The following is a 25,712-nucleotide window of genomic DNA, read 5'->3' as shown; positions in this document are numbered from 1 at the left end:
CGCTCCCCCGATTCCGTCACTATAGAGACCACCCTCCGCGTCGAATCACTGAGGATCGAGTCTTGACTGAGCAGCTGCGCCTGATGGCCGTTCACGCCCACCCCGACGACGAGTCGAGCAAGGGTGCGGCGACCATGGCCAAGTACGTGTCCGAGGGGGTGGACGTCATGGTGGTCACGTGCACGGGCGGCGAGCGCGGCTCGGTCCTGAACCCCAAGCTCCAGGGCGACCCCTACATCGAGGCGAACATCCACGAGGTCCGCCGCAAGGAGATGGACGAGGCCCGCGAGATCCTCGGCGTCTCCCAGGAATGGCTCGGTTTCGTCGACTCGGGCCTGCCCGAGGGCGACCCGCTGCCCCCGCTGCCCGAGGGCTGCTTCGCCCTGGAGGACGTGGACCGTGCGGCCGGCGAGCTGGTCCGCAAGATCCGCTCCTTCCGTCCCCAGGTCGTCACGACCTACGACGAGAACGGCGGGTACCCGCACCCCGACCACATCATGACCCACAAGATCTCGATGGTGGCCTTCGACGGCGCGGCCGATGCGGAGGCGTACCCGGAGGACGAGTTCGGCCCGGTCTGGCAGCCCCTGAAGCTCTACTACAACCAGGGCTTCAACCGCCCCCGCACCGTCGCCCTGCACGAGGCGCTCCTCGCCCGCGGCCTGGAGTCGCCGTACGGGGAGTGGCTGGAGCGCTGGAAGGAGTTCGCGCGCAAGGAGCGGACGCTGACCACCTTCGTGCCGTGCGCCGACTTCTTCGAGATCCGCGACAAGGCGCTGATCGCGCACGCCACCCAGATCGACCCCGACGGCGGCTGGTTCCGGGTCCCGATGGAGATCCAGAGGGAGGTCTGGCCGACCGAGGAGTACGAGCTCAGCAAGGCGCTGGTCCCGACCTCCCTCCCCGAGGAAGATCTCTTCGCGGGCATCCGCGACAATGCCTGACATGAGCGCACACCTGGCACTGGCCGAGCTGGTCCCCTTCGCCGCCGAAGAGCTGGACAAGAACAAGGTGACCCCCGGCGTCCTCGGCTTCGTCGTCTTCGCGGTCCTCGCCCTCGCGGTCTGGATGCTGATGAAGTCGATGAACAACCGGATGAACAAGATCTCCTTCGAGGAGGCCCCGGACCCGAAGGCCGCCCAGGACGTCGAGGCGACCACCCCCCGGAAGTAGCCCCGGCGGCCCGACCCCCGCGCGGGGCCGGGCCGCCCGCACGGGGCCGGGTCAGCCGGTCGGCGGCACCCCCAGGACCTCGCGGGCCGCACGGGACGGGACCAGGCCCAGGTCCCAGGACTGCCAGGGCGTCCCCGGCGCGACGCCCCGCTCCAGGAGCAGGCGGTAGGTCTCGGCGCAGTCGTCGATCCTGGGGTCGCGGGCCGGGTGCCGGTCCGCGACCAGGGCCGCCAGCTCCTCCCGGGCCGTCGCGGCGCCGGGCTCCGGAGCGGCGAGGGCCGCGTGCGGGAGCAGCCCGCAGCGCAGCAGCCGCGCCCAGTCCGCACCCCGCCGGTCGCCGTACCCGGCGAACAGCACGTGCGCCTCCTCGCACAGGGCGAGCGCCTGCGGCACCCTTCCGTTCCCCGCCTCGACGACCGCCAGCTCCAGACAGGCCCAGGCCTCCCCGTGGGCCACCCCGATCCGGCGGAAGTCCGCCCGGGCGTCCACCAGCAGCTGTCGGGCGAACCCCGAATTGCGGAGGTTGCCCGCCCGGGCCGCCTGCTGGTCCCGACTGACCCGACCCAGGTGGTGCCGGGCGCACGCGAGGCCGTACAGGTCCCTCATCCGGGAGAACATCGCCCGCGCCCGTCCCAGCTCGCGCACCGCCTCGTCCCGGTCCCCCCGCTCCTCCAGGGCCTGCCCCAGGTAGTACCGCGTCCACGCCTCCCCGCGGGCGTCCTCCTGCTCCCGGTGCCGCGCGAGCGCCCCGCGCAGCTCCGCCACGGCCGGCTCCGCCTCCCCCGCGGCGAGCCGGGCCCGCGCCAACTGGGTCCGCGCCCAGGCCTCTCCGCGCCCGTCGTGGACCCGGCCGTAGGTCTCCAGGGCCCGACGCAGCTCGCCCTCCGCAGCCGGCACCTCGCCGCGGAGCAGCCGCACCTGCCCCAGTTGGAAGTGCGCCCACGCCTCGCCGTGCAGCGACTCGTGTTCCCGGTGCAGCGCGAGCGACCGTTCCAGCAGGACCGTCGCCTCGCCCAGGTCCCCCCGGTCGCGCTCCACCGCGGCGAGCGCGTGCAGGGTCCAGCCCCGGTCGGCGCTCAGGGGCTGTGGCGCCTGGAGCGCGAGCGCCTCCCGCAGCCGTTCCCCCGCCTCGGCCAGCCGCCCCTGATGGTGCAGGGTGATGCCCAGGGAACAGAGCGCGAGCCCGGCCTCCGCGTCCTGATGGGCCTCCTGGTACAGGGAGACGACCGAGGCCAGCGTGGTGCGGGCCTTGTCGAGCTCGCCGAGCTGCCGGGCCGCGATGCCGGTCCGCCACTGCACGGAGCGGGTGAGCAGTCCCTGTCCGACGGACTCGGCGAGCTCGTTGATCTCGCCGAGCCGGTAGAGGTCGCCGCGCAGCAGACAGTAGTCGCAGAGCGCGCCGAGCAGGTCGAGGACGGTCCGCTGGTCGACGCCCTCCGCCTGTCGAAGGGCCGCCGTGAGGAAGCTGGACTCCTCGTCGAGCCAGCCGAGCGCCGCTTCCAGGGAGCCGAAGCCGTGTCCGTCGAACCGGTCGGCGCGCGTCGACATCTTGCCGTCGACCATCCGGATCACCGCGTCGGCGAGCTCCGCGTGGTTCCGCACGAGCCGCTCCTGCGCCGACGCGACCTCCGCCGCGTCCTCCTCGGCCACCAGCCGGGCGGCGGCGAAGCCGCGCACCACGTCGTGCAGCCGGTAGCGCTCCCCGCGCACGTGGTCCAGCAGCCCGGCACCGGAGAGTTCCCGCAGCAGGCGGGCCGCCTCCGGGCCGGTCCTGTCGAGCAGTGCGGCGGCAGCCGCCGCGCCGAGGGAGGCCCGCCCGGCGAGCGCGAGCCGCCGGAGCAGCCGCCGGGCCTCCTCGTCGAGGTCGTGGACGTACGTGGCCGAGAGGGCGCGTTCGACGGGATCGGCGTCCCGCTCGGAGCGGGCCAGCAGATCGGCCAGGTCGGCCGTGGAACGCCGGCCGAGCAGCGGTCCCGCGACGCGCAGCGCCAGCGGAAGGCCGCCGCACAGCTCCCGGATCCGGTCGAGCACCTCGGCGTCGTACGGCCCGGGGTTCGGTGCACCGGCCGTCGTGCGCAGCAGCTCCTCGGCACCCGCGGCGTCGAGCGCGGCCACCGGCAGGTGGTGCACCTCGGCCGGCGCATCGGCACCGAGGTCCAAGGGCTCCCGGCAGGTCACCAGGACGAGCCCGTCGGAGCGCTCCGGCAGCAGGGCCCGCACCTGTGCCGGGTCCACGGCGTCGTCCAGGATCACCACGACCGGCACCCCGGTCAGCTGCCGCTGGTACAACTCCGAGAGCCGACGCACCTGTTGGTCGACCGTGGCGCCCTCCCGGAACAGCAGTTGCTCACGCGGGGCGCCGAGCCGGTTCAGCAGGTGCAGCAGCGCCTCCCGGGTCGTCACGGGCCGCTCGCCGGTCGCCGCGCCCCGCAGGTCCACCAGACAGGCCCCGCGGAACTGGTCGCGCAGGGCGTGCGCGGCCCGCACGGCGAGCGCGGTGCGTCCCGATCCGGGTGCGCCGTGCAGCAGGACGACGGTCGGTCGGGTGGTGGCCGAGGCCCGACCCGCCCGCACCCAGCGGGCGATCCGGTCCAGCTCTTCGCGCCTTCCGGCGAACATCCCTCCGGAGCGGGGAAGTTGGTCGAAGGAACGCTCCAGGACGGTACGGGTCCTGGCCGCCGCGCTCCGGTCGGCACCGCGCAGCGCCCTTGCGACCCCGTGCATCGACCGCCTTCCGCCGGCCCGTTCCGCCCCCGTCGCCCCGTCGGTGCCCTCCGGCGCCTCCCGCTCCAGGAACGGCCGTACGCCCCGGACCTCCAGGGCCGTCAGCCACTCCCGCCGCAGCTCTTCGACCCCGTCGACCCGCCCCGGGCCACCCGCCCCGTGCCCCGCTGCGGACCGTCGCCCCGCCCTCGCCCGGAGGGCCGTCGCCGCCGCTCCGGCCGCGGCGACCACGGCGCCCGCACCCAGGGCCGTTCCGGCAGTCGTGCCGAACGCCAGGTCCGCGCCGAAGGTGGCGACCGCGGCGACCCCGGTGACCAGGGCGGGACCCCCGGTCACCGGACCGTCGAAGAGACCTGCCGGACGGGGCCGTCCCGCGTCCTCCGCCTCCGCCAGGGCCTTCAGGAACGCCGCGTACTCGGCCCCGGCCTCCGCCGCCATCGCGTCGAGCCGTGACCGTGCCCGTGCGAGTAACTCCTCCCCGCCGTTCCGGTCGTCACCCCACGCCCGGACCTCCTCCGCGACGACCCGTTCCAACATCCTTTCGGCTTCTGCCCGGTGACTCTCCTGCATCTGCGTTCCCCCTCCGCACGTGCCCGATGGGTCGGGCCCAGTGTGCTGCCTCGTGCGGGTCGGCGCGAGGGAGCGGGGGGAAACGGGAGGCGCCCGTGACGGACTGCCGTCCGCCGGGCCGCCGCGTCCCGTGCGTCATCGGGCGAGGTGCGGGGCAGCGGTCTGTGGTCCGTGGTCCACGTCGGGGCAGCCGACACGCGGCGGAACCGGCCACTCGGGGCCTGGCCAGAACGGGGCGGGCCAGAACGGGGCGGGCCGGCCCGGGAAGCACCCGGGCCGGCCCACCGCTCCGGGGCGGACGCGTCAGCCGGACCAGCTGCCCGTCTCCTCCATGCCGAGGTACAGCACCGTGGGCCGGACCGGGTTGAAGGCGATGGCGGAGATGCCGTCGAAGGCGTTGTGCGTCTTGGTGAGGGCACCCGTGCCCGCGTCGTAGCGGAACAGGTCGGTGCCGTAGTCCTGGAAGTACATGCCGAACTCGAAGTACAGGACGTCGGGGTCGACCGGACTGGGGGCGAGCAGGGTGCCGTTGGTCAGGTCGTGCTCCGCCGTGTCGTCGACGACCTTGGCGAAGGTGCGGCCTCCGTCGGTCGAGCGGTACAGGTACCGGCCCTCGACGCCGGAGCCGGGGGCCGCCTCGGTGAGGTCGATGCCCACGCCGTAGACGACGGAGCCGTCGGCGGGCGAGACGGCGGTCCGGAACAGGTTCGCCCTGGTGCCGGAGGTCAGGCCGGCGGACCCCGTCCAGGTCGCTCCGCCGTCGGTGGTCACCGCGCCGCCCCGCACCATGGCGCCCACCACGACGTGGTCGAGGTCGGCGGGGTCGAAGGCCGCGTGGTAGATGCCGGTGCCGGAGGGGAACGCGGCGGTGCCGAGGACGGACCAGCTGCTGCCGCCGTCACGGGAGTCGTACAGGCGGCCGTCGCCGCCGGCGACCCGGAGGTGGTCGCTGTCGGCCGAGTCGGTGCCCAGGCCCATGATGCGCTCCGCCGGGGCGGTGAGCGGGGTGACGGAGGTGCCGTCGATCCGGGCGAGGTAGGCCCCGTTGACCTCCCAGGCGAAGGCGCGCGAGCCGACACCCGCGGTCAGGGTCGCCGATGCGCTGCCCAGGGTCGCGACGTGGTTCCAGGAGCAGCCGGCGTTGGTGGAGCGCTGGAGCTCGTTGTTGCGGGTGGCCAGCAGGGTGTCGGGGACGTCGAGCGCCACGAGGCCTCGGGTGTAGCTGACGGCCCTGAGCGTGCCGGTGGTGGTGGCGAGGGTCGCCCCGTCGTCGGCGGTGAGGGTGACCGCACCGTCGCCGACCACGCGGTTGCAGGACGGAACGCTCCAGCCGGCGCCCGGGGCCGCGGTGGCGGCCGGCGACTGGGCGATGACGAGGGCAGCGGCAGCCGCGATGACGGCAGCACTGACTCGCTTCATGGTGCCTCCCTTGTGGGGTGTGGCGCACGTGCGCTTGGTGATCTTGTTCTATCCCGGAGGGGCGCACTAAGGCAGCATGATCATCCGCCAAATCTTCTGACGGGAAAGCCTCTTGACGAAAGATCTTCGTAAATTGACGCTGAACAACGTCAATCTTCAATTGAACAAGAGGCGTCGCTTCGGCGCTCTGACCGCCCGGCACCTCACCGACGGCGCATCGGCTGCCCGAGGGCTCGCCGGTCCCCGCCCACGGGGGGCGGCTGCTGGTGTCGGGCGCCGGAGCCGGCCGGGCGGTTCCTCACGCAACCCCGAGGTCGACCGTGACGGGGAAGGGCGCGGTGGCCTTCACGGTGCCGGTGAACACCTCGCCGTCCCGGTAGGCCTTGGTGGCGGGGTCGAGGACGTAGGTGTAGACGATCGGGACGCCGGTGGCGGCCTGCTCGACCCGCCAGTAGAAGGGGATGCCGGCCTTGGCGTACTGGTCCACCTTCACGATCCGGTCGGTGGTCTCCGAACCGGGCGACACGACTTCGACGACCAGGATTACGTGCTCGGGGCGGGTCGGCGTGAGGTCGATGGTCTCCGCCCGGTACACGGTGACGTCAGGGCGGCGGTTGGTGAGTGGAACGTCCTGCAGGCGAACGTCGAAGTCCGTGTCGGCGTTCCAGTCCGGGCCCGCGGCGGCGTCCAGGGCGTTGGCGAGGACCCGCGCCAGCCGGCCCAGCCGCTTGGAGGCGCTCGGGCTCACGACGACCATCCCGTCCACGATCTCGATGCCGGCGCACTGCTCCTCGGACCAGGAGTCGTACTGTTCCGCGCTGATCTGCGTGTGCATCCACGCGGGCGCCACCATCTCGGCGGACATGGAGCACCTCCTTCGAGGATGCGGTGCTGCTCGACTCAGCGTACTGCCCACTTCCGGTCGGGCACCGGCTGTGGGCCGGGGCGGAACCTTCGGCGTCCGCAGGGCGACCTGGGTGCAAAAGGGGCGATCCGTATTCACCACGTGATGGCGCATGAGTGCAAATCGGCCAAGTAGGGCGGGGGCTTGCGGGCCGAACCGGCGGGACCGTGTCGGCGTGAGGGGCTGGGCCGTATGAACCGGTTGGCTGGTACGACCTCGCCTTATCTGCTTCAGCACGCCGACAATCCGGTCGACTGGTGGCCGTGGGGACCCGAGGCGTTCGAGGAAGCGAAACGGCGCGATGTACCCGTCTTGCTGTCGGTCGGATGCTCTGCGCGTCATTGGCGCCAGTGAACTCACAGACCCAGTGGTCGACGGTGCTCACACCTCTCTGATGATCACGCGCTTCCCGCAGAGTCTCGACCAGTCGTCCCGGTCGGAGGTCAGGACGATCACGGGGGCCGGGACGCGTAGCGCGAGCGCGGCGACGATGGCGTACTTGTGCCCGTGCAGCCCGCCCGCGTCCTGAAGCAGCCCCACCGCGGTCAGGGAGTCCTCCTGGCTGACCGGTTCCACCCGCAGCCGGGAGAGCACCCACTTCAAGCGCGCCAGATCGGTCTTCCCGTGCACGGCTTCAACAACGGTCAGCGCGGACACGAGGACGGGAACCCCGGCCTGCCGCGACGCCTCGATGCGTGCCGCCATACCGCGGTCGTTGCGCAGGAGCAGGGAAAGCGCCTCGGAGTCGAGCACCAGCGAGCGGGCCGGCTGCTCCTTCACGCGGCGCCCCGCTCGACACCCTCGGCGTTCACGTCTCCGAACAGCTCGCGACGAGCGGCTTCGATCTCCTGCTCCGTGAGCGCGCCGTGCTCCTCCTCGTGGGACGCCACGATCTCGGCGAGCCCGTCCATGGCGAGCTGGTGCCTGACGGCTTCGGTGATGTAGCTGGACAGCCCGCGACGACCGGTTCGCGAGCGGAGCTCGCTGACCAGCTCGGTGGGCATGGACACGGAGATGTTCTCGGTGGTCCCGGCTCGGGTCGGCTTCATGCTCAGAGTGTGGGACAACCTCTATTACATGGAGAGGGCGTTCCTGCTTCCCGGTGAACTGGTCGACGGTCGGAGCCGCGCGCCACCTGGATGGTTTGCCCGGCTTGAGGTGGACGTCCACCGAGGGGCGGCCGGTCCCTTCACGAGGCCGTCCCCGGTGGCCCATGCCAGGAATGGGTCCGTCGTCCGTTCGTTCAGGAAGCCCGGATCGCCCGATCGATCTCCGCGCCGGTGCGGGCCAGGACGACGGGCCACTCGTCCCTGAGAGCGGCAGGCAGAAGGTCGCGGTCCTCATCCCGCTGGATCATGGTTGGTCCGCCAGGGACGACGAGCACGGCGTCCAGCCGGCGCAGCAGGACGGCTATGAGGTCCGTGATTCCGCCGCCTCCGAAGCGGTTGAAGGTGATGTTGTCCGGGCTGGAGAACACATCCGCCTCCTCCATATCCGCCGTACGCACATGCAGGAAGTTCGTCCGGGGGTCCCGTGCCACCACATAGGGGTCGAGGACCTCGTGCGCAGCACTCATGTCCAACGCTGCCGGCTCACCGTTCTCGAACCGGCACACGAAGATGTCGAAACTCATGGAGTCTTTTCTATCCTCAGGTCGAGGAGTGGTGAAGGACGAAGGCCTACCTCGGTTTGTGCAGTTCAGGTACAGGGTGAGGACGGCCTGGACGAGCCTGGTGATGCGATGGGGGATGCAGCGGAGCTTGCGCAGCAGGCGCCGGGTCTTCAGGATGGCCATGGCCTGCTCGCCCAGGGCCCGGATGCACGCGTGGGCGATGTTGACGCCCAGAACCTTGACTCCGCCGGTCTGCCGCAGCCGTTCTTCGTGCACAGATGGTCACGCGCCGCGATCCTCGTCGTGCAACGATGGGAGGCATGAACCGACTGGCAGACTCCCAGTCGCCCTATCTCCTCCAGCACGCCTCCAATCCTGTGGACTGGTGGCCATGGGGAGAGGAGGCGATGCAAGAGGCCAAGCGGCGCGACGTTCCCATCCTTCTCTCGGTGGGCTATTCGTCGTGCCACTTAGCCTGACGATCATTGGTGTTAATGGCGGGCGTCGAGGAAAGCGGAAGTCGCTTCCGCAATCTCTTGTTCTGACCGCTTGATCATTCCCGCCGGGCGGGGAGGGCTGTGAGCCCTACGTCATGCTCCGTCCATGGACGTCCAAGCAGAGGTGCCCTCACCCGGCCAAGCGGTATATCCGGTTCTGCGGACCACGGTGCTGCGCGAGCCTGCGCTGACCGCCGCCAGATGCGCGATAGTGGCCGTCATACCTGAAAGGTGCAGGGGCCGGTGGTGCTCACTGTCAGCACGCACCCGGACATCCGGCGACATAGATCGGTGAGGACGCGGCCCCGGCCGGTTTCCTGCTGGAGGGTGTCCTGCCTTGTCGCCCGCGCTGCCACCCGTTTGACTTTGCTTGGGCGCTTGTTTTGTCGAGCGGCGCTAGGGGAGGCGACCAGCAGATGTTGATCGACAGTATGGCCATGGCGCCTGGCGAGCGGGCGGAGGCGATTCGCGAGGTGATCTGGAGCAGTGTGGTGCGGGTGGAGATCACCCATCAGCCCGATCCGCGGCTCATCCGCACCGCTGGGGTGATCAGCCGTGTCGGGCCGTTGACCGTCTGCTCGGTGCGTGCCAATGCCACGGTCGTCCGGCGTACTCCCGCACTCGCCCGGGACGACATGGAGCCGAGCGTGTTCGTCGGGCTGCAGGTCACCGGCAGCAGCCTGGTCGTGCAGGACGGCCGGGAGGCTGTGCTGCGGCCCGGCGACATGGCGCTGTACGACACCACTCGCCCTTACACGCTTCTGAACAGGGAGGGGATCCATCAGCACTACTTTCGGATCCCGCGCGCCGAGCTCGCTCTACCAGACGGGCTGTTGAAGTTGGCGACTGCGGTGCCGTTCGGCCGCCGGGACCCGCTGGCGGACCTTACCGCCACGTGCCTGCGGCGGATCGCGCGCCAGCAGGCCCGGGCCGCGGCGTCTGCCACCGAAGGCTTGGAGGCGGCGGGCAGGCCGGGCATCGAGTTGCTGCGTGCTCTCATCACGGCCCGGCTCGGTGACCGCCGCGCAGCGTTCCAGGCTGCGGACGAGACGCTGTGTCTGCGGGTCATGGACTATGTCCGGGCCCACCTCGGTGACCACGACCTGACGCCGGCTCGTGTCGCGGTCTGCCACCACGTCTCGCTTCGCCAGCTGTACAAGGTCCTGTCCCGAAACGGTGTGCACCTGGGCGAGTGGATCCGGTCGCAGCGCCTCGAACGCTGCCGTGCTGAACTCGCGTCCGCCTTGGCGCGGCACCGGTCGATCGCCGCGATCGGATACCGGTGGGGTTTCCCGAACGCCGCCCACTTCAGCCGCGCCTTCAAGCGGGCCTTCGGAATCACCCCCGGCGACTGGCGGGCGCTGCATACCAGCAGCGGCGGGAGCCCGCGCGCCCTTGACCCGTGACCTGGGGCTCACCGGGGCGGAGGGGGCGAAAGAGGAAGCCGGTTCAAGCCCTGCCCGGCAGCCGGTGTGCGGGCGGGATCACGTAGCTGCCCGGCGGGTCTGTTCCGGATCGGTGGCCATGACCGAAGGAGCCCGCCGCTCCACGGACGACTGATCGCGGAGCGAAGGCGGGGTCACAGGACGCGCTTGTTGACCACCATGTGTCGTGAGAAGGGAGCGGTGTCGTTTCCCCAGGAGATGCTGGCGAAGACCTCTCCGCCGGGAGCGCCTTCGATCGCCGGGGCGGCGTCGGACGGCGAGGGACCGCCTGTGCTGTGGTTCCAGCCCTGCCAGGTGTATCCGCCGTCGGTGGAGCGGTTGAGGTAGAGCTGGTGGTCATTGGGGCTGATGCAGCCGAGCGTCACGTTCCGCTGGGCCCGCCAGGCCGGATGGTTGCGGTCGGTGACCGGCTGCTCGGGGCCGCCGCGGCCCAGGCCCACGGAATCGCATTGTGCGTTGCCAGGCACGGCGGTGTAGGTGGCGTTGATGAGGTTGTCCGGACTCGTGTGGGAGATCCAGACGTTGCGGTCCCGCCCGACGATGGCGTCCATGAGTTCCACCTCGTGCGCGACCGACACGCCGTCGTTGGTGATCAGGGGGGCGTGGATGTAGGTCGCGGCGGTGAAGACGCGGGGTCGTGTCTGCGGGCTCCAGTGCGGCCCGATGGTGACCCGGCCGTTGGACATCGTCATTCGCGCGACCCATATCCGGTCGCCGACGACGGTGGACAGCACGGCGCTGTCGCGATACCCGACGGCGGAGATGCCGCGGTTCGTGCCGACGTGGCCGAGTTGGGCCCAGGGCGACCAGATGTTTCCGGCGGCCCCTCCCAGGATGCTGTAGTAGACCTCGCCGTTGTCGCCGGTGTGGAAGACGACCAGGTGGGGGCCTAGTTGGTCCTCGATGATGGTGACGTCGGGTCGGTGGTGGGTGCGGCCGTTGCCCGGCATGACGCGCCAGCTGCCGTTGGCGTAGCGCCACCAGATCTGGTTGTCCTCGCCGCGGACGAACTGGTAGTTGTCGCCGCGGAACCAGTCGGAGGCCATGGCTTCGGGGGAGCGGGCTGGGCCGCCCTCGTTGAGCCACTGCCCTTCGGTCGCCGCCGCGGGCGTGAGCCCTGCGCTCAGGAGCAGGGCGAGGGCGGTGAGCGCCACCACTGGCAGGCGTGCCGCGCGTCGCGCTCCCGGTCGCCTGGCGGCTGCCGACGGACTGGGCGGGTTCATGTTTCTCCTTGTCATGGTTGGCCAGCCGCCGGGCGGCCGGTGCGGGAGGAAAGGGCCGGTTTGGTAGCCGCCCGGCGTGGTCCTGGCAGCCGGCTGGGGGTCTCAGGTGGTCGGGTCGACGAAGCGGCGGACGAAGGTGAGAGCGGTGTCGGCGACCTGGTGCCAGCCGCTGTCGATGGTCAGGGAGTGGCCGCGGCCGGGGATCTCGGTGATCTCGGTGACGGCGTGCTCGTTCTGCGCCTGCTTCTTGTAGGCGGCGTTGGCGATGGCCCAGGGAACGGTGTTGTCCTTCTCGCCCGAGATGATCAGCAGCGGTCCGCGGTCGGCCGTGTGGGTGTCGACCTTCGCCTCGGTCCAGGGGTTGAGGTTGGCTGCGGCGGCCTGGAAAAGCGGCTCACCGGGGGCGGCCACCGCGAAGGTGCCGTACAGCTCCAGGGCCTCTTCCTCGCTGACGGCGTTGGCGAAGGCGTAGCGGAACTGGTCGAAGGTCAGTGGTACCGCGCGGTGGTAGTTGGCAGGGTTTGCGAGCACGGCGCTCGCGGCGCGCAGGGAGGACAGCGGCAGCGGCAGCACGCCCCGGAAGGGGGCGGGGTCGATGGCCACCGAGGCCTGGGACAGGCCGCGGCCGGCGGTGATCTGGGTGATCAGTCCGCCGAAGGAGTGGCCGATGACCACCGGTTTGCGGTCCAGGCGGCCGATGAGGTCGCAGAAGTGGTCGGCGACCTGGCCCACGCTTTTGCCCGCGAAGACCTCCGGGTGGGCGTGCGCTTCCTCGACGGTGTCGGGGTCGTCGGGCCAGCCCGCGAGGACGGGGGCGAAGCCGGCCTGCTCGAAGACGGTGGCCCAGCGGTCCCAGCTGGTGGGCAGCAGCCACAGGCCGTGGATGAAGACGACGGGGATGCGGCCGGTGGCGTTGGCGGCCTCGACCTGGGCGAGATCACGGGCGGCGGCGGGCGATGACACGGTGGGTCTCCTTGAGGGCGGCGCGGGTCAGGGGTTGACGGTGCGGGCGGCGGAGCGGATGAGGGCGGTGACGGCGTCGGGCCTGCTGTGCATCGGCAGGTGGGAGGTGGGGACCTCGATGGTGCGGGAGCGGGCGCGGGTGGCCTGGAACCGCTGGAGGGCGGGGACGATGCCCCGGTCCTGGGTGGAGATCAGGTTCCACGACGGCAGGTTGCGCCAGGCCGCGCCGCTGACCCGGTCGGTGAACGCGGAGGCGCTGAGTGGGCGCTGCCCAGCGGCCAGTACCTGGGTGGTGTGGCGGGCCACGTCCTGGGCGAAGACGTCGTGGTAGCGGTCGGTGCGGATGTAGAGGTCGATTGCGGTGGAGCCGTCCGGGCCGGGAACGGGGACGGGGGTGAGGGCGGCGTCGAGCTGGGAGCCGGGGTAGCGGGCGGCGAGTTCGCCCAGGACTTCGCCGGTGTCGGGGACGAACGCGGCGATGTAGACAAGGGCTTTGACGTTGGGCGCGGTGGCGGCGGCCTGGGTGATGACGGCGCCGCCGTAGGAGTGACCGGCCAGGACGACGGGGCCCGGGATGGCGGCGAGCCGGGCTGCGACCTGGGCGGCGTCGTGAGTGAGGCCGCGCAGCGGGTTGGCGGCGGCGATCACCTGGTGGCCCTGGCGCTGGAGGCGCTCGGTGACGGGGTTCCAGCTGGCGGCGTCGGCGAACGCGCCGTGGACCAGGACCACGGTCGCCTTCGGGGCCCTGTCGGTCTCGGCTTCGACTTCGTCGGACGCCGCGGCCGGCGCGGCGCCGGTGGCCGAGGCGACGGTGAGGGCTGCGGCGGCGCCGACGGCGCCCTTGAGGGTGTGGCGTCGGCTCAGCGGGCGGCCGGTCATGGTCGGGGGTCCTTCCAGGGGACGGGGCACGGGCAACACGTGGAACGCGGGTGTGGTCACGGAGACCGCGGCGGCGCTTGGGTTGCGGGCGCGGGTGGGTGGTGCAGCAGGGCGCGTGCGGCGAGGCCGCCGGCGACGCCTGCGGCCAGCGCGGCCGCGGCCGACCAGGCGGGCCAGTGGGGCAGGCCCAGGGCATGGTCGGTGGAGAGGCGGCCGGGTCCGGTGAGGGCGAGCGTGGTGGCGATGCCGATGAGGACGAGGGGGTACTCGTAGCCGTCGTGCTGCACCCACAGGCCGTTGGGCCATTTGACGGTGAGCGCGACGGTCATCACGCCGATGGTCCCGGCGGCGGCGAGCGGGGTGAGGGCTCCGGCGGCCAGCAGCAGGCCGGAGCCGATCTGGCCGGCTCCCGCGGCGAGGGCCGTGAGCGCCCCGCCGCGGAAGCCGTCGTGCCGGAACTCCTCGGTGCCGCCGGCCAGTCCGCTGCCGCCCAGCAGGAAGCTGACCTTCTGCACGCCGTGGGCGGCGAGCAGCAGGCCCGTGAGCAGGCGCAGCAGGAGCAGTCCGGTGTCGGTGTCCATGGTCGGTGGGATCCGGTCAGCCGGCGGCGTGCGGGTCGATCATGGTGTGGGCGTAGACGACGCCCAGGCCGTAGGCGCCGCCATGCTCCTTGACCACGTCGGTGGTGGCGGCGTAGGTGTCGGTGCGAGCCCAGTCGCGCTGGAGCTCCAGGAGGACCTGGAGCCAGGTGACGGGGACGGCTCCGGCGGCGGTCATCCGCTGGATGGCGTGTTCATGGGCGGCCGGGGTGACGCCGGCGGAGGCGTCGGCGACGACGTACACCTCGTAGCCCTGGCTGAGTGCGGACAGGGCGGGCAGGACCAGGCAGACCTCGGTCCACAGGCCGCTGAGCACGATCTTGTGGCGGCCGGTCGCCTTGACGGCTTCCACCAGCGCCTCGTCCTCCCAGGCGTTCATGGAGGTCCGGTCGACTATGTCGTGCTTGGGGAAGACCTCGCGCAGCTGCGGCAGGATCGGACCGGAGAACGACTCGGCCGCGACGGTGGACAGCACGACGGGGACATCGAAGACCTTGGCGGCCTTGGCCAGGCCGACGGTGGCGTTAATGACGGCGACGCGGTCGGTGCTCGCGGCGCCGAAGAACATCTGCGGCTGGTGGTCGACGAACAGCATCATCGCGTTGTCGGGGGTCAGCAGGTCACGGCTGGGCGCGGCGGTGACGGCGTTGAGGTCGAAGTTGAAGTCCGACACGGGTGTTCCTTTCTCGGGGTGAGCGGTGAGTGAGGCGGTGCGAGAAGGGGCGGGTTCGCCGCCAGGGTGGGTCAGGGGCCGAAGCACGGGTCCAGGGCGGCGGGCGGCTGCCGGGGGGCGGCGAGGCCGCAGGCGGCCCGCCACTGCCGGTGCTGCTCGCCTTCGGCGACGGCCTGCGCCAGCAGGTCGGCCTGGCGGGCACCGGCCGAGGGCGGCAGAGTGGCCTGGTAGCCGCCGAAGCGAGCGACCGGGCTCCAAGAGGGGCTAAGCGCCGGGAGGGCTTCATCGAGGCCCTCGTACTCGGCGGCGGCGTAGACGATCCGCCCGCCGACGACGGTCAGGACCGCCTCGATGTGCGCGATGTCCTCCGGGGGCACGGCAAAGAAGTCGTGGCTGAGGATGGCGAAGTCGGCGTACCAGCCTTCCTTGAGGACGCCCTTGACGTCGTCCTCGCCGGTGATCCGCGCCCCGCCGCGGGTATACAGCTCAAGGGCGCGCTCGCGGGAGACCAGGCGGTCGGGCGGGTAGAGCGCGAGGTCGCCGACGGTGCGGCCGGTGACCAGCCAGTGCAGGGCGACCCAGGGGTTATAGGAGGAGACGCGGGTGGCGTCGGTGCCGGCCGCGAGCGGGAGGCCGCTGGCGAGCATCTCCTTCAGCGGCGGAGTGTGGGCGGCGGCCTGCGGGCCGTAGCGGTCGGTGAAGGCCTGGCCCTGGAAGGACATGCGGTTCTGGACGCTGATCGCGCCGCCGAGTGCGGCGATCCGCTCCAGGCTGGCGGGGGTGACCGTTTCGGCGTGGTCGAAGAGCCAGCGGCTGCCGCCGGGGAAGTGGCCCTCTGAGGCGAGCTTCTCGAAGACGGCGAGGTCGCGCTGGATGGTCTCGTCGTAGGTGGCGTGCAGCCGGAAGCCCCAGCCGTACTCCAGCAGCAGCCGCACAGCCTGCTCGAACTCAGCCTCGTACGTGCCGAGTTCGGGGCGGGGTTCGGAGAAGTTCTCGAAGTCGGCCGCGGCCCAGGTCAGGTTCTCCCCGGCGCCGTTGAGGCGCAGCCACTCGTCGCCGTCGCCGGGCCGCACGCTCTGCACCCAGCGGGTGAGGTCGGCGATTTCCTGCCCGGCGGTCTGCGGGAAGAGGTGGTAGCCGATCCGGACGCTCAGCTCGCGGTCGCGGGCCAGTTCGATGACGGTGGCGTAGTTGTCGGGGAAGCTCTGGAAGCCGCCGGCGGCGTCCACAGCGGAGGTGAGGCCGAAGCGGTTGAGCTCGCGCAGGAAGTGCCGGGTGGAGACCTTGCGGTCCGCCGCGTCCAGGGTCGGCGCGGCGGCGAGGGTGGAGTAGAGGATCAGTGCGCTCGGCGCCGCCAGCAACATCCCGTTGGGGTGGCCGTCCCGGTTGCGGACGATCTGGCCGCCGCGCGGGTTCGGGGTGTCGCGGGTGAAGCCCGCGGCGTGGACGGCGGCCCGGTTGAGGATCGCCGACTGGTAGAGGTGCAGCACGAACACCGGGGTGTCGGGGGCGGCCTCGTTCAGTTCGGCCGGTGTGGGCATCCGCCGCTCGGCGAACTGCTCGGCCGACCAGCCTCCGACCACCCGGATCCACTGCCCCTTCGGGGTACGCCCGGCCTGCTCGCGCAGCATCGCCAACGCCTGGCGCAACGAGGGGACGCCGTCCCAGCGCAGCTCCAGCACGTAGTTGAGGCCGCCGCGGATGACGTGCAGGTGCGAGTCGTTCAGGCCGGGCACGACGCGGCGGCCGAGCGCGTCGACGACCCTGGTCGCGGGGCCGACGTGGGCGGCCACCTCGGCGTCGTCGCCGACCGCGGTGATGCGGCCCGCGCGGACGGCGAGGGCGGTGGCGGAGGGACGCGACGGGTCGCCGGTGTGGATCCTTGCGTTGCGCAGGACGACGTCGGCGCCCTCTGCGGCCCCGGCTCCGGGGGTGACGCCGCCGACCGGCATCGTGGGCATGGAGGTCTCGCTCTCGCTGGAGTCACGGCAAGGGGTTACGCGCACAGGCCGGGCACTGCTCCCGGCTGTTGCGGTGGTTCACAAGGTGCGGCGGACGCCGGCGTGGCGTTCGAGGTTGCGAAGCTGGACCGTCAGGTCGCCGTCGACAGCTTGGCGTGCGGGGCCGCTGCGGCCGAGCGGCAGTACTTCCTGGCCGCGCATGTCCTCCAGCATCAAGGCGAAGGCGGCGTACATCGCGACCGCGGCCAGCAGAAGGCCGAGCGCGCCGGAGAGGTCGGCGAGCCAGTGCGCGCCGCTCAGGTTGGCGGCGGCGGCCACGGCGAAGCGCGGTACGGCGGTGCACAGCACCAGCCACAGTGCCCGCTTGGGCTTGGCGACGCTGGCCATCAGCAGGGCGAAGAGGGTGAAGCAGAGGTTGAGCACGCCCAGCACCCGGGCACCGCCGGCCGGCTGGGTGGCCAGGACCAGCGAGCTGGCCAGCCACATCCCGGAGAAGCAGGCCATCAGGGTCGCTGCCAGGACGTCCCGGGCGCCGAACGCGAGGAATCCGACCAGGAGCTGCAGGACGAACGCGGGCAAGATGGTGAGGGCGACGGCGCGCTCGGCGCCGTCCTCGAACAGGCCGAGCTGGAGGCAGCCGACGATGGTCGAGGCGATCGCCACGGTGTAGAAGCCGAGCGGCATCGGCGAGGCAATGGGCCGCAGCGTGATGCGGGTGATGCCGCGCAGATCAGGCTCGTGGTGGCGGCCTCCGGCAGGGCGCATCGGGGCCGCAGGCCCCTCGGGGGTGCTGTCACTGGTGGCCATGGGTCTCCTCGGGCCGGGAAACGGGTACGGCCGGCCACAGGGCCCTGGAGCGTGGCGGCGCTCCGGTCCCTGTCGTCGACCGCCCGGGTATCAGCGGACGGCGAGAGCCTTGCGCAGGGTGTTGATGGCCAGCGCGATGGCCACCTCGGCGCCCTGGGTGCCGCGCAGCGCGTTGAGCATGACGAAGTCGTGGATGACGCCCTGGACGCGGACGGCGGTCACCTCGACACCGGCCTGCCGCAGCTTGGCGGCGTACGCCTCGCCCTCGTCGCGCAGCACGTCCGCCTCGGCGGTGATCACCAGCGCCGGGGGAAGGCCGGTGAGCTGCTCGACGGATGCCCGCAGGGGGGATGCAGTGATCTCGGCGCGCTGCTTCTCGTCGGTGGTGTACTGGTCCCAGAACCACTGCATGCCGTCGCGCCGCAGGAAGTAGCCCTCGGCGAACTGCCGGTAGGAGCCGGTGTCGAAGCTGGCGTCGGTGACCGGGTAGAACAGCACCTGGTGGGCGAGGGTGAGGCCGCCGCGCTCCTTGGCGAGCAGGGTCAGCACGGTGCTCATGTTGCCGCCCACCGAGTCGCCGGCCACCGCGATCCTGGTGGCGTCCAGCCCGTGCGCGCCGCCGTCGGTGACGACCCAGCGGGCCACGGTCCACACCTGCTCGACGGCGATGGGGTAGCGGTGTTCCGGGGAGAGGTCGTACTCGGGGAAGACCACCGCGGCACCGGTGCCGACCGCCAGTTCTCGCACCAGCCGGTCGTGGGTGTGGGCGCTGCCGAAGACCCAGCCGGCGCCGTGCACAAAGACGACCACGGGCAGATCACCCTGGGCACCTGCGGGCCGCACGATCCTGGCGCGAACTTCACCGGTGGGCCCACCCGCGACGCTGACCCACTCCTCGTCCACAGCGGGCAGGTCCACGTCGCCGGACTGCACGTCCTCGACGGCCTTGCGGCCCTCAGCCGACGGCAGCTGGAACAGGAACGGCGGCGTGGCGGTCGCCTCGGCGAAGGCGGCGGCCTGGGGTTCCAGAACCGGCGCGACGATTGCCTGGTCAGTCACGGATCGGACCTCCTCACGGATCGGGGGTGGACGCCGCCGGGGCGCGGCGGCGCACGTCCGAAGCTAGAGGCCGGGCGAGGTGGCCGGTTGCCTGTGCGTGCTGGCCTGCTGCCCCTCGACGCAGGGCTTCCACCACCGCGCGGGCACGAATGGAGCAGACCCGTGCACAGGCGGGCAACCGGGGGGCCGACGTCCCCGGGACGATGGGCGCCGACCTGGAGAACGCGCTGGAGGGCTGGCTCGGTGCTGCTGCTGGACCTGGAGGGCTTCGCGCCGCGTGACAGGGCGGACGCGTTCCACCACGCGATGACGGACAACTCCGTGCCGAACGAGATCGTCCACGAGGAGGACGGGAGCGGGATCAGCGCCCGCATCGAAGGGTGGCGCGTGGGCGGCCTGGACGTCTTCGACATGCGGAGCTCCGGCCTTCAGGTCCGGAGAACGGCCAGACACGTGCGCCACCACCGCGACCATCCCGTGGTGTCGGTCTCGCTCCAGTCCCAGGGCATCCACCGCGCCGAACAGTCGGGCACCCAGCTCATCCTCGGGCCGCAGGACATCTGCGTCTTCCACGAACTCGCCCCACGCACCTACGGCTGGTCCGGCCCCGGCGCCTCCCAGGCAATCACCATCGATGCGGAGCATCTCGGCCTGCCGGTGGACACCGTGACCCGGGCCTCCGTACGGCTTCGCTCCAGCCCCGTGCACGACCTGCTGCTGGGGCACCTGAGCTCGCTGTTCCAGGCTCCGGGCCGCCTCGAAACGGACCCCGGAGCCGGCGCCCTCGCCAACGCCACCGCCGACCTCGTACGCGCCCTGCTGACCTCGGCCGCCCACGACGAGGGGGACACGCGGGTCCGAGAAGCCATGGACGACTGCCTGGCGACCCGGATCATGGCGTACACACGCCGCCACCTCACCGACCCCGACCTCGGGCCCGAACGCATCGCCGCGGCCCACGCCATTTCCAAACGGCAGCTGTACGTCGTGCTGGCACGCGCGGGCATCAGGCTCGAACAGTGGCTCATCGCCGAGAGGCTGGAAGTAGCATGCCGGCTCCTGGCCTCGCCTCGCCACGCCGCACTGCCGGTCTCCGCCGTCGCGGCCCGGTGTGGCTTCACCAGTCCCAGCCACTTCACCAGGCGCTTCCGCACCGCCTACGGGACCACCCCGGGCGAGTGGCGTCGCCACCGAACCCGCCCCACCTGTCAATGACCGTTTCAGAGCGGCTTGGGCCGCGGAGCCGGCATTTTTCGGTCGTGGCGGGCAAGGCCTCCTGTGCCTGCTGAACTTGTTCCGGACGTCTTGCGGGAGCAGCCGGTCCCGCTGCGGTCATCTGCCCTGAAACGGCGCCATTGGTATCCCGGGCGGCTTCGCGCCCCGTACCGGGTAGCGCTCGTAGTCCTGATGTACGACCTGCGGACCGGCGTTGCCTGGCCCGATGTCTGGTCGAGACCATGGGCTGCTCAGGAGTGCTACGCGAAGCGAGACGGCGCCGCGCCGATGCGACCGTGCAGCCCGAGCAGAGCTGCCGATGACGTAGGTCGAACGGTCTTGAGCGTGCGACGATGCAGGTATGAACCGACTGGCTAACGAGCAGTCGCCCTACCTACTCCAGCACGCTTCCAACCCGGTGGATTGGTGGCCATGGGGAGAGGAGGCGATGAATGAAGCTAAGCGGCGGGACGTGCCCATCCTCTTGAGTGTGGGCTATGCGTCCTGCCACTTATGTTTCTGCTAATTCACTGGTGCCACGTCATGGCGCACGAGTCCTTCGAGGACGAGGACACCGCCGCGTACCTGAACGAGCACTTCGTGTCCGTCAAGGTCGACCGTGAGGAACGGCCCGACGTGGACGCGGTCTACATGGAAGCCGTACAGGCCGCCACCGGACAGGGCGGCTGGCCCATGACCGTGTTCATGACGCCGGACGGGGAGCCCTTCTACTTCGGCACCTACTTCCCGCCCGAGGCCCGTCACGGCACCCCCGCCTTCCGCGAGGTGCTCGAAGGCGTGCACCGCGCCTGGACGGACCGGCGGGACGAGGTCGGAGAAGTGGCGGGCAAGATCACCCGCGACCTCGCCGAGCGGGAGTTGACCGTCGGCGACACCGGGGCGCCCACCGAGGAGACCCAGGCGCTGGCGCTCCTCCAGCTGACCCGGGACGTCGATCCCGCGAGCGGCTGGTTCAGGGGCGACACCAAGTTCCCGCCCTCGATGGTGGTCGAGTTCCTGTTGCGCCACCAGGCCCGGACCGGCTCCGTGGCGGCACGGGAGATGGCGGAGGGGCTGTGCGGCGCGATGGCCCGGTCGAGCCTGTACGACCAACTGGGAGGGGGCTTCCACCGGTACGTGCTCACGCCGGCGACCGGAGGGCCCCTGGTCCCGCACTTCGAGAAGATGCTGTACGACAACGCCCTGCTGTGCCGGGCGTACGCCCACCTCTGGAGGTCCACCGGCAGCGACCTGGCCCGCCGGGTCGCCCTGGAGACCGCCGACTTCATGGTCCGCGAACTCCGCACTCCCGAGGGCGGTTTCGCCTCCGCACTCGATGCCGACTCCGCGCAGGAGGCGCCGGACGGGGCGCACCCGCAGCAGGACGGCGGCCGGCACGTCGAGGGCGCCTACTACGTGTGGACCCCCGCGCAACTGTCCGCGGTCCTCGGGGACGAGGACGCCGCCCTCGCCGCCGCCCACTACGGCGTCACCGAGGACGGCACCTTCGAACACGGCAGCTCCGTCCTCCGGCTCCCGCAGGAGTCGGGCCCCGTCGATGCCGACCGGATCGCCCCGATCGCGGCCCGGCTCCGAGCCGCCCGCGAGGAGCGCGAGCGCCCGGGCCGCGACGACAAGGTCGTCGCCGCCTGGAACGGCCTCGCCATTGCGGCCCTCGCGGAGACCGGCGCCCTCTTCGACCGTCCCGACCTGGTCGACCGCGCCACCGAGGCCGCCGACCTCCTCGTCCGGGTCCACATGGACGAGACCGCCCGGCTCACCCGTACGTCCAAGGACGGCCGGGCCGGCACCAACGCGGGTGTCCTGGAGGACTACGCCGACGTCGCCGAAGGCTTCCTCGCCCTCGCCGCCGTCACCGGCGAGGGCACCTGGCTGGAGTTCGCCGGCTTCCTCCTGGACCTCGTCCTCGACCGCTTCACCGGCGAGGGCGGTGCCCTCTACGACACGGCCCACGACGCCGAGCGCCTCATCCGGCGTCCCCAGGACCCCACCGACAACGCCACCCCCTCGGGATGGACCGCCGCTGCCGGAGCGCTCCTGTCGTACGCGGCGCACACCGGCTCCGGGGCCCATCGGGCCGCCGCGGAGGGAGCCCTCGGCGTCGTCAAGGCCCTCGGGCCGCGCGTGCCCCGCTTCATCGGCTGGGGCCTGGCCACCGCCGAGGCCCTCCTGGACGGCCCCCGTGAGGTCGCCGTCGTCGGTGACGCCGCCGATCCCGCGTTCCGAGAGCTGCGCCGGACGGCCCTGGCGGCGACCGCCCCGGGAGCGGTCCTCGCCGCCGGAGCCCCCGACGGCGAGGAGTTCCCGCTGCTGAAGGACCGGCCGCTGGTGGCCGGAGGGCCCGCCGCGTACGTGTGCCGTCACTTCACCTGCGACGCCCCGGTCACCGACCCGGCCGAACTGCGCCGGAGGCTCTGACTCCGGCCCGGAACGGGGAACGGCCCCGCGTCCCCTCCGAGGGAGGGGCGGCGGGGCCGTACCGTACCGGGACGCGCTGCTCAGCTGTTGCCGGCGCCGTTGCCCGACAGGACCGGGATGTCGTCCAGGATGTGCGACAGCGGCTCGTCGCCCTTGGCCTGGGTGGAGTTCTCGGTGCACTGCTGGTTCTGCGGGGAGGACAGGACGTTGATGTCCTGGACCGCGATCGGGACCAGCCCGACGAGGGAACCGGCGTTGACCTTGGCCGGCAGGCCGACGCAGGGCTTGTTCAGGGAGCCCTGGACGAGCGCGAACTGCGGGCTCATGTTGCCGTGGGTGGCGGAGTTGCCGAACTCCTGGTGGGCGCCGTTGCCGGACAGCGACGTGGTGCCGCCGTCGTCGGCGATCGCGAGCGCCTGTCCGGCACCCGCGGCCGTCGCGCCGAGGACCGACGCGGCCACTGCAGCCGTAGCCAACAGCTTCTTCATGGTTCAGGCCTTTCGGATTCTGGCTCGCTGAGTGTCGAACCGCGCTGATCAACTGGTGAGAAGTCCGGAGGTTCCGGGAAGTCCACCGGACGGACTACGGGCAAATGAGCGAAGCTCCCCGGGCGGGCCGGTAGGCGGCGGCCGGGATCTCGCTCGGAGCGACGGCTCCGGCGGCCGGCAGCGGTCGGTCCTCGGCCAGCCGCCCGAAGACCTCAGCGGCCCCCTCTTCGTCCCAGCCGACCGTGGATCCGACGCCCTCGACGTTTGCGTTGAAGCCCCGTACCGGCACGGTCGCGAACTGCGTGCGCTCCGGTGGCAGGTTCCGCAGGCGCGCGGCGAGCGCCAGCAGTTCCGCGGTCGAGATCCCCCGTTCGTCCGCCGTCGTCCCGTGGAGGGTCGCCGCGACCTCTTCCAGCCGCCCCGGGGCGTCGAGCACGCCGTCACGGAGCCGGCCCAGTGCGTTCGCCACGAACTGCTGCTGCTTGCGCATGCGCCCGAAGTCCATCTGCCCGTCCGCCTTCCGCGACCGCACGTACTGGAGCGCCTCGCCGCCGGCGACCCGTTTCGTTCCGGGCTGCAGGTCGAGGCCGGTGGCCGGGTCCTTGAGCGGTTGCTCCGTGCAGATCGGGACCCCGCCGTCCACCCGGTCCACGGTGTCCATGAAGCGTCGGAAGTCGACCGCCAGATGGCGGTGCACGGGCAGACCGGTCACCGACTCGACGGTCTCCACCGTGAGGGCGGGGCCGCCCTCCGCCCAGGCGCTGTTGATCTTCGCCTGGTGGGTGGCGTGCACCTTCCCGGTGCGCCGGTCCCGGTGCTCCCCGGGGATCGAGGCCAGGGAGTCCCGCGGCAGGCTCACGACCTCGACGCGGTCGCCGGCCGCCGAGACGTGCACGAGCATCATGACGTCCGTGCAGTCGCACCCCTGCCCGCCGAGCCGGAAGCGATCCCTCTCCTCCTCGGTGACCCCCTTGCGGCTGTCGAGCCCGACGACCAGGAGGTTCAGCCCCTTCTCGGGAGCGGGGAGGTCCCGGGACGCGACGGAGACGGCGCCGGCGAGGGCCCCGGGAACGAGGGCGGCGAGGGCGGCGAGGGTCGCTGCGGCGACCAACGGGCGTCGAGCGGGACGCGGGCACGGGAATTTCATCTCCGCACCGTATTTCGACCTGCTCGCACAGAGGTGCGCCACGCGACTTGGGGCGGACGAATCACTCTCCCGCGACGCCTGTGTAATGATGCGGGAATCGCAGCGGAAGGAGCGAAGATGGCGCCGGATCCCGGAAAATGGGAACGGATGGCCTTCATTCCGAAGAGCCGGTATGTGAGTGACCCACCCCCTGCCGACCGTACTCCATTTCCCCTCTATTCCGCCCTGGTGGCCCAGTGGGTGCAGGCCGGCCGGGCGGTGCCGGGGATGCCCGACCGGGAGTGGGAGCGCCTGATGGCGACCCCGGTCTGGCCGAACTGGTAGGAACGACCGAGGAAGACGAAAGGGGCCGCCCCGGAGGGGCGGCCCCTGACGTGTGAACGCCGTCGTGCTCGGGCGGAACGTCAGCTGTTGCCGACGCCGTTGCCCGACAGGATCGGGATGTCGTCCAGGATGTGCGAGAGAGCCTCGTCGCCCTTGGCCTGGGTGGAGTTCTCGGTGCACTGCTGGTTCTGCGGGGACGACAGCACGTTGATGTCCTGGACGGCGATCGGAACCACGCCGACCAGCGAACCGGCGTTGAGCTTCGCCGGCAGACCGATGCAGGGCTTGTTGAGCGAGCCCTGGACGAGCGCGAACTGCGGGCTCATGTTGCCGTACGTGGCGGAGTTGCCGAACTCCTGGTGCGCGCCGTTGCCGGACAGCGACGTGGTGCCGCCGTCGTTGGAGATGGCGAGCGCCGGGGAGGCCACGGCGGCGGTGGCGCCGACGATGGAGACGGCTGCGGCCGCAGTGGCCATAACCTTCTTGATCACGGGAGTTCCCTTCTAGAACCGGCTCCGTGCAGGGAGCGACCTGATCAACAGGCCTTCGGACGCAGGGGTTCCGCTGTGTCACCCCCCTGGGGGAGCGCGCGTGACGGCGCAGAACGTGGTCCCAGTCGAACGAGTGAAGCGCCGGAACCAACGGTCAATGACCGCAGTTGATCCGGTCGCATCAATCAGGTCGATTGGTGGGAACAGGAACGGAATCACCGTGAACAAGAAGATCATGGCGGCCGCGGCCCTTACGGCCTCCATCGTCGGCGCTTCCGCTGCGGCGGCCTCCCCGGCGCTCGCCCTCGCCGACGACGGCGGCACCACCTCGCTCTCCGGCAACGGCGCGCACCAGTCCTTCGGCAACTCGAAGACCACGGGTGACATGAGCCCGCAGTTCTCGGCCGTCCAGGGCTCGCTCAACAAGCTCTGCCTCGGTGCCCCGGTGAAGGGCAACCTCGGTTCCCTCGTCGGCGTCCTGGTTCCGGTTGCCGTCCAGGACGTCAACGTGCTGTCGTCCCCGCAGAACCAGCAGTGCGCCGAGAACTCCACCCAGGCCAAGGGCGACGAGCCGCTGTCGCACCTCGTCGAGGACATCCCGGTCCTCTCCGGAAACGGCGCCTACAACGGCTGATCCGTTTTCCGTGCAACGGGGCCGGTGGGAGCAATCGCGTTCCCGTCGGCCCCGTTTGCTGCCCGCAATGGAGTGAAAGGGAACGCGTCGTCGTCGCTCAGGTTTCCTTTGTGAGGCATGTTCGTTGTGTTCTGTGCAGCGGAAATGTTTTCCGTCGAGGAAAGGATCCAGACGAAATGAACTGCAAGAAGGCTGCGGCCGTCGTCGCCGGAATCGTCATGGCCATGGGTGCGGCGTCGCCCGCCTTCGCGGACGCGGACGCGCAGGGTGCGGCCATCGGTTCGCCGGGCGTCCTCTCCGGGAACGTCGTGCAGGTCCCGATCCACGTGCCGATCAACGTCTGCGGCAACAGCGTGAACCTCATCGGTGCGCTGAACCCGTCCTTCGGCAACACCTGCATCAACGCCTGATCTCCTGCGACCCGCAGGCACGGGGTCGGCCCCGGGGAGCGATCGCTCCCCGGGGC

General features: G+C 71.4%; 23 protein-coding genes and 4 pseudogenes. 10 read left to right on the top strand and 17 right to left on the bottom strand.

Features of this window, described 5'->3' with window-relative positions; genetic code table 11:
- Positions 1–62 precede the first annotated feature (62 nt).
- Together mca and ACFW22_RS30740 are read left to right on the top strand one after the other, a co-directional pair.
- Complete coding sequence (mca, locus tag ACFW22_RS30745) at positions 63–944, top strand: mycothiol conjugate amidase Mca (RefSeq protein ID WP_384882797.1); 882 nt, start codon at positions 63–65, stop codon at positions 942–944.
- Entirely contained in the window at positions 937–1,173 is a 237-nt protein-coding gene (locus ACFW22_RS30740) for a hypothetical protein (protein WP_386410848.1), read from the top strand. The genes mca and ACFW22_RS30740 overlap by 8 nt, the downstream gene beginning before the upstream one ends.
- 51 nt (positions 1,174–1,224) lie before the next feature.
- Here ACFW22_RS30740 and ACFW22_RS30735 read toward each other — a convergent pair whose 3' ends face one another.
- The 3 genes from ACFW22_RS30735 to ACFW22_RS30725 all read right to left on the bottom strand — a co-directional run bounded on the left by ACFW22_RS30735 (position 1,225) and on the right by ACFW22_RS30725 (position 6,751).
- Positions 1,225–4,467, bottom strand: a complete 3,243-nt coding sequence (locus tag ACFW22_RS30735; protein WP_386410845.1) for an ATP-binding protein — start codon at positions 4,465–4,467, stop codon at positions 1,225–1,227.
- A 303-nt stretch (positions 4,468–4,770) separates the two neighbouring features.
- The gene (locus tag ACFW22_RS30730; protein ID WP_386410842.1) at positions 4,771–5,886 is read right to left on the bottom strand and encodes a WD40/YVTN/BNR-like repeat-containing protein; all 1,116 of its coding nucleotides are present in this window, start codon (positions 5,884–5,886) and stop codon (positions 4,771–4,773) included.
- A gap of 298 nt (positions 5,887–6,184) precedes the next feature.
- Positions 6,185–6,751, bottom strand: coding sequence for a Uma2 family endonuclease (locus tag ACFW22_RS30725; protein WP_386410839.1), 567 nt, complete (start codon positions 6,749–6,751; stop codon positions 6,185–6,187).
- A 231-nt stretch (positions 6,752–6,982) separates the two neighbouring features.
- On the opposite strand from ACFW22_RS30725, the pseudogene ACFW22_RS30720 reads away from it, so the two are divergent.
- Positions 6,983–7,135: pseudogene (locus tag ACFW22_RS30720) on the top strand (DUF255 domain-containing protein); the annotation flags it as partial.
- A gap of 36 nt (positions 7,136–7,171) precedes the next feature.
- Here ACFW22_RS30720 and ACFW22_RS30715 read toward each other — a convergent pair.
- The 3 genes and pseudogenes from ACFW22_RS30715 to ACFW22_RS30705 form a co-directional block, all read right to left on the bottom strand.
- Positions 7,172–7,570: a DNA-binding protein gene (locus tag ACFW22_RS30715; RefSeq protein ID WP_386410836.1), complete on the bottom strand. Its 399-nt coding sequence runs from the start codon at positions 7,568–7,570 to the stop codon at positions 7,172–7,174.
- Complete coding sequence (locus tag ACFW22_RS30710) at positions 7,567–7,839, bottom strand: hypothetical protein (protein ID WP_358715310.1); 273 nt, start codon at positions 7,837–7,839, stop codon at positions 7,567–7,569. Before ACFW22_RS30710 ends, ACFW22_RS30715 begins: the two co-directional genes overlap by 4 nt.
- 635 nt (positions 7,840–8,474) lie before the next feature.
- Positions 8,475–8,630: pseudogene (locus ACFW22_RS30705) on the bottom strand (IS5/IS1182 family transposase); the annotation flags it as partial.
- A gap of 92 nt (positions 8,631–8,722) precedes the next feature.
- Between ACFW22_RS30705 and ACFW22_RS30700 the strand changes: the two are divergent.
- Positions 8,723–8,872 (top strand): annotated as a pseudogene (locus ACFW22_RS30700) (DUF255 domain-containing protein); the annotation flags it as partial.
- A 443-nt stretch (positions 8,873–9,315) separates the two neighbouring features.
- Positions 9,316–10,305 (top strand): helix-turn-helix domain-containing protein, encoded by a 990-nt coding sequence (locus ACFW22_RS30695; protein WP_386410832.1) that lies wholly within the window; start codon positions 9,316–9,318, stop codon positions 10,303–10,305.
- A 173-nt stretch (positions 10,306–10,478) separates the two neighbouring features.
- Here the strand turns inward: ACFW22_RS30695 and ACFW22_RS30690 are convergent, their stop codons facing one another.
- The 8 genes from ACFW22_RS30690 to ACFW22_RS30655 all read right to left on the bottom strand — a co-directional run bounded on the left by ACFW22_RS30690 (position 10,479) and on the right by ACFW22_RS30655 (position 18,508).
- On the bottom strand, positions 10,479–11,567 hold the full coding sequence (locus ACFW22_RS30690) for a hypothetical protein (protein ID WP_386410829.1): 1,089 nt from the start codon (positions 11,565–11,567) through the stop codon (positions 10,479–10,481).
- 102 nt (positions 11,568–11,669) lie between these two features.
- Positions 11,670–12,530, bottom strand: a complete 861-nt coding sequence (locus ACFW22_RS30685) for an alpha/beta hydrolase (protein ID WP_386410826.1) — start codon at positions 12,528–12,530, stop codon at positions 11,670–11,672.
- Between the two features lie 27 nt (positions 12,531–12,557).
- Complete coding sequence (locus ACFW22_RS30680) at positions 12,558–13,409, bottom strand: alpha/beta fold hydrolase (protein ID WP_386410823.1); 852 nt, start codon at positions 13,407–13,409, stop codon at positions 12,558–12,560.
- A 56-nt stretch (positions 13,410–13,465) separates the two neighbouring features.
- Positions 13,466–13,990: a DoxX family protein gene (locus ACFW22_RS30675; protein ID WP_386410820.1), complete on the bottom strand. Its 525-nt coding sequence runs from the start codon at positions 13,988–13,990 to the stop codon at positions 13,466–13,468.
- 16 nt (positions 13,991–14,006) lie between these two features.
- Complete coding sequence (locus tag ACFW22_RS30670) at positions 14,007–14,606, bottom strand: hydrolase (RefSeq protein ID WP_386410891.1); 600 nt, start codon at positions 14,604–14,606, stop codon at positions 14,007–14,009.
- A 146-nt stretch (positions 14,607–14,752) separates the two neighbouring features.
- The gene (locus ACFW22_RS30665) at positions 14,753–16,642 is read right to left on the bottom strand and encodes an amidohydrolase (RefSeq protein WP_386410817.1); all 1,890 of its coding nucleotides are present in this window, start codon (positions 16,640–16,642) and stop codon (positions 14,753–14,755) included.
- A 78-nt stretch (positions 16,643–16,720) separates the two neighbouring features.
- A complete protein-coding gene (locus tag ACFW22_RS30660; RefSeq protein ID WP_386410814.1) occupies positions 16,721–17,449 on the bottom strand; it encodes a GPR1/FUN34/YaaH family transporter in 729 nt (242 codons plus the stop codon).
- A gap of 90 nt (positions 17,450–17,539) precedes the next feature.
- Positions 17,540–18,508, bottom strand: a complete 969-nt coding sequence (locus ACFW22_RS30655; RefSeq protein ID WP_386410811.1) for an alpha/beta hydrolase — start codon at positions 18,506–18,508, stop codon at positions 17,540–17,542.
- Between the two features lie 243 nt (positions 18,509–18,751).
- On the opposite strand from ACFW22_RS30655, the gene ACFW22_RS30650 reads away from it, so the two are divergent.
- On the top strand, positions 18,752–19,723 hold the full coding sequence (locus tag ACFW22_RS30650; protein WP_386410807.1) for a helix-turn-helix domain-containing protein: 972 nt from the start codon (positions 18,752–18,754) through the stop codon (positions 19,721–19,723).
- Between the two features lie 361 nt (positions 19,724–20,084).
- Positions 20,085–22,162, top strand: a pseudogene (locus tag ACFW22_RS30645) (thioredoxin domain-containing protein).
- A gap of 80 nt (positions 22,163–22,242) precedes the next feature.
- Here the strand turns inward: ACFW22_RS30645 and ACFW22_RS30640 are convergent.
- Positions 22,243–22,650, bottom strand: a complete 408-nt coding sequence (locus ACFW22_RS30640) for a rodlin (RefSeq protein WP_384885344.1) — start codon at positions 22,648–22,650, stop codon at positions 22,243–22,245.
- A gap of 94 nt (positions 22,651–22,744) precedes the next feature.
- On the bottom strand, positions 22,745–23,797 hold the full coding sequence (locus ACFW22_RS30635; protein ID WP_386410803.1) for an LCP family protein: 1,053 nt from the start codon (positions 23,795–23,797) through the stop codon (positions 22,745–22,747).
- A gap of 174 nt (positions 23,798–23,971) precedes the next feature.
- Between ACFW22_RS30635 and ACFW22_RS30630 the strand changes: the two genes are divergently transcribed.
- Complete coding sequence (locus tag ACFW22_RS30630) at positions 23,972–24,121, top strand: hypothetical protein (RefSeq protein ID WP_386410800.1); 150 nt, start codon at positions 23,972–23,974, stop codon at positions 24,119–24,121.
- An 80-nt stretch (positions 24,122–24,201) separates the two neighbouring features.
- Here ACFW22_RS30630 and ACFW22_RS30625 read toward each other — a convergent pair whose 3' ends face one another.
- Positions 24,202–24,612 (bottom strand): rodlin, encoded by a 411-nt coding sequence (locus ACFW22_RS30625; RefSeq protein WP_384885348.1) that lies wholly within the window; start codon positions 24,610–24,612, stop codon positions 24,202–24,204.
- 220 nt (positions 24,613–24,832) lie between these two features.
- Here ACFW22_RS30625 and ACFW22_RS30620 point away from each other — a divergent pair, with 220 nt between their 5' ends.
- Both ACFW22_RS30620 and ACFW22_RS30615 read left to right on the top strand, forming a co-directional pair.
- Entirely contained in the window at positions 24,833–25,246 is a 414-nt protein-coding gene (locus tag ACFW22_RS30620; protein ID WP_386410795.1) for a rodlin, read from the top strand.
- A 176-nt stretch (positions 25,247–25,422) separates the two neighbouring features.
- Positions 25,423–25,656 (top strand): chaplin, encoded by a 234-nt coding sequence (locus ACFW22_RS30615; protein ID WP_384885351.1) that lies wholly within the window; start codon positions 25,423–25,425, stop codon positions 25,654–25,656.
- Positions 25,657–25,712 lie beyond the last annotated feature (56 nt).

The organism is Streptomyces sp. NPDC058872, from assembly GCF_042743065.1.
Classification (GTDB): domain Bacteria; phylum Actinomycetota; class Actinomycetes; order Streptomycetales; family Streptomycetaceae; genus Streptomyces.
The sequence above is the reverse complement of the archived record's forward strand: the minus strand, read 5'-3'. Positions and strand labels throughout refer to the sequence as shown.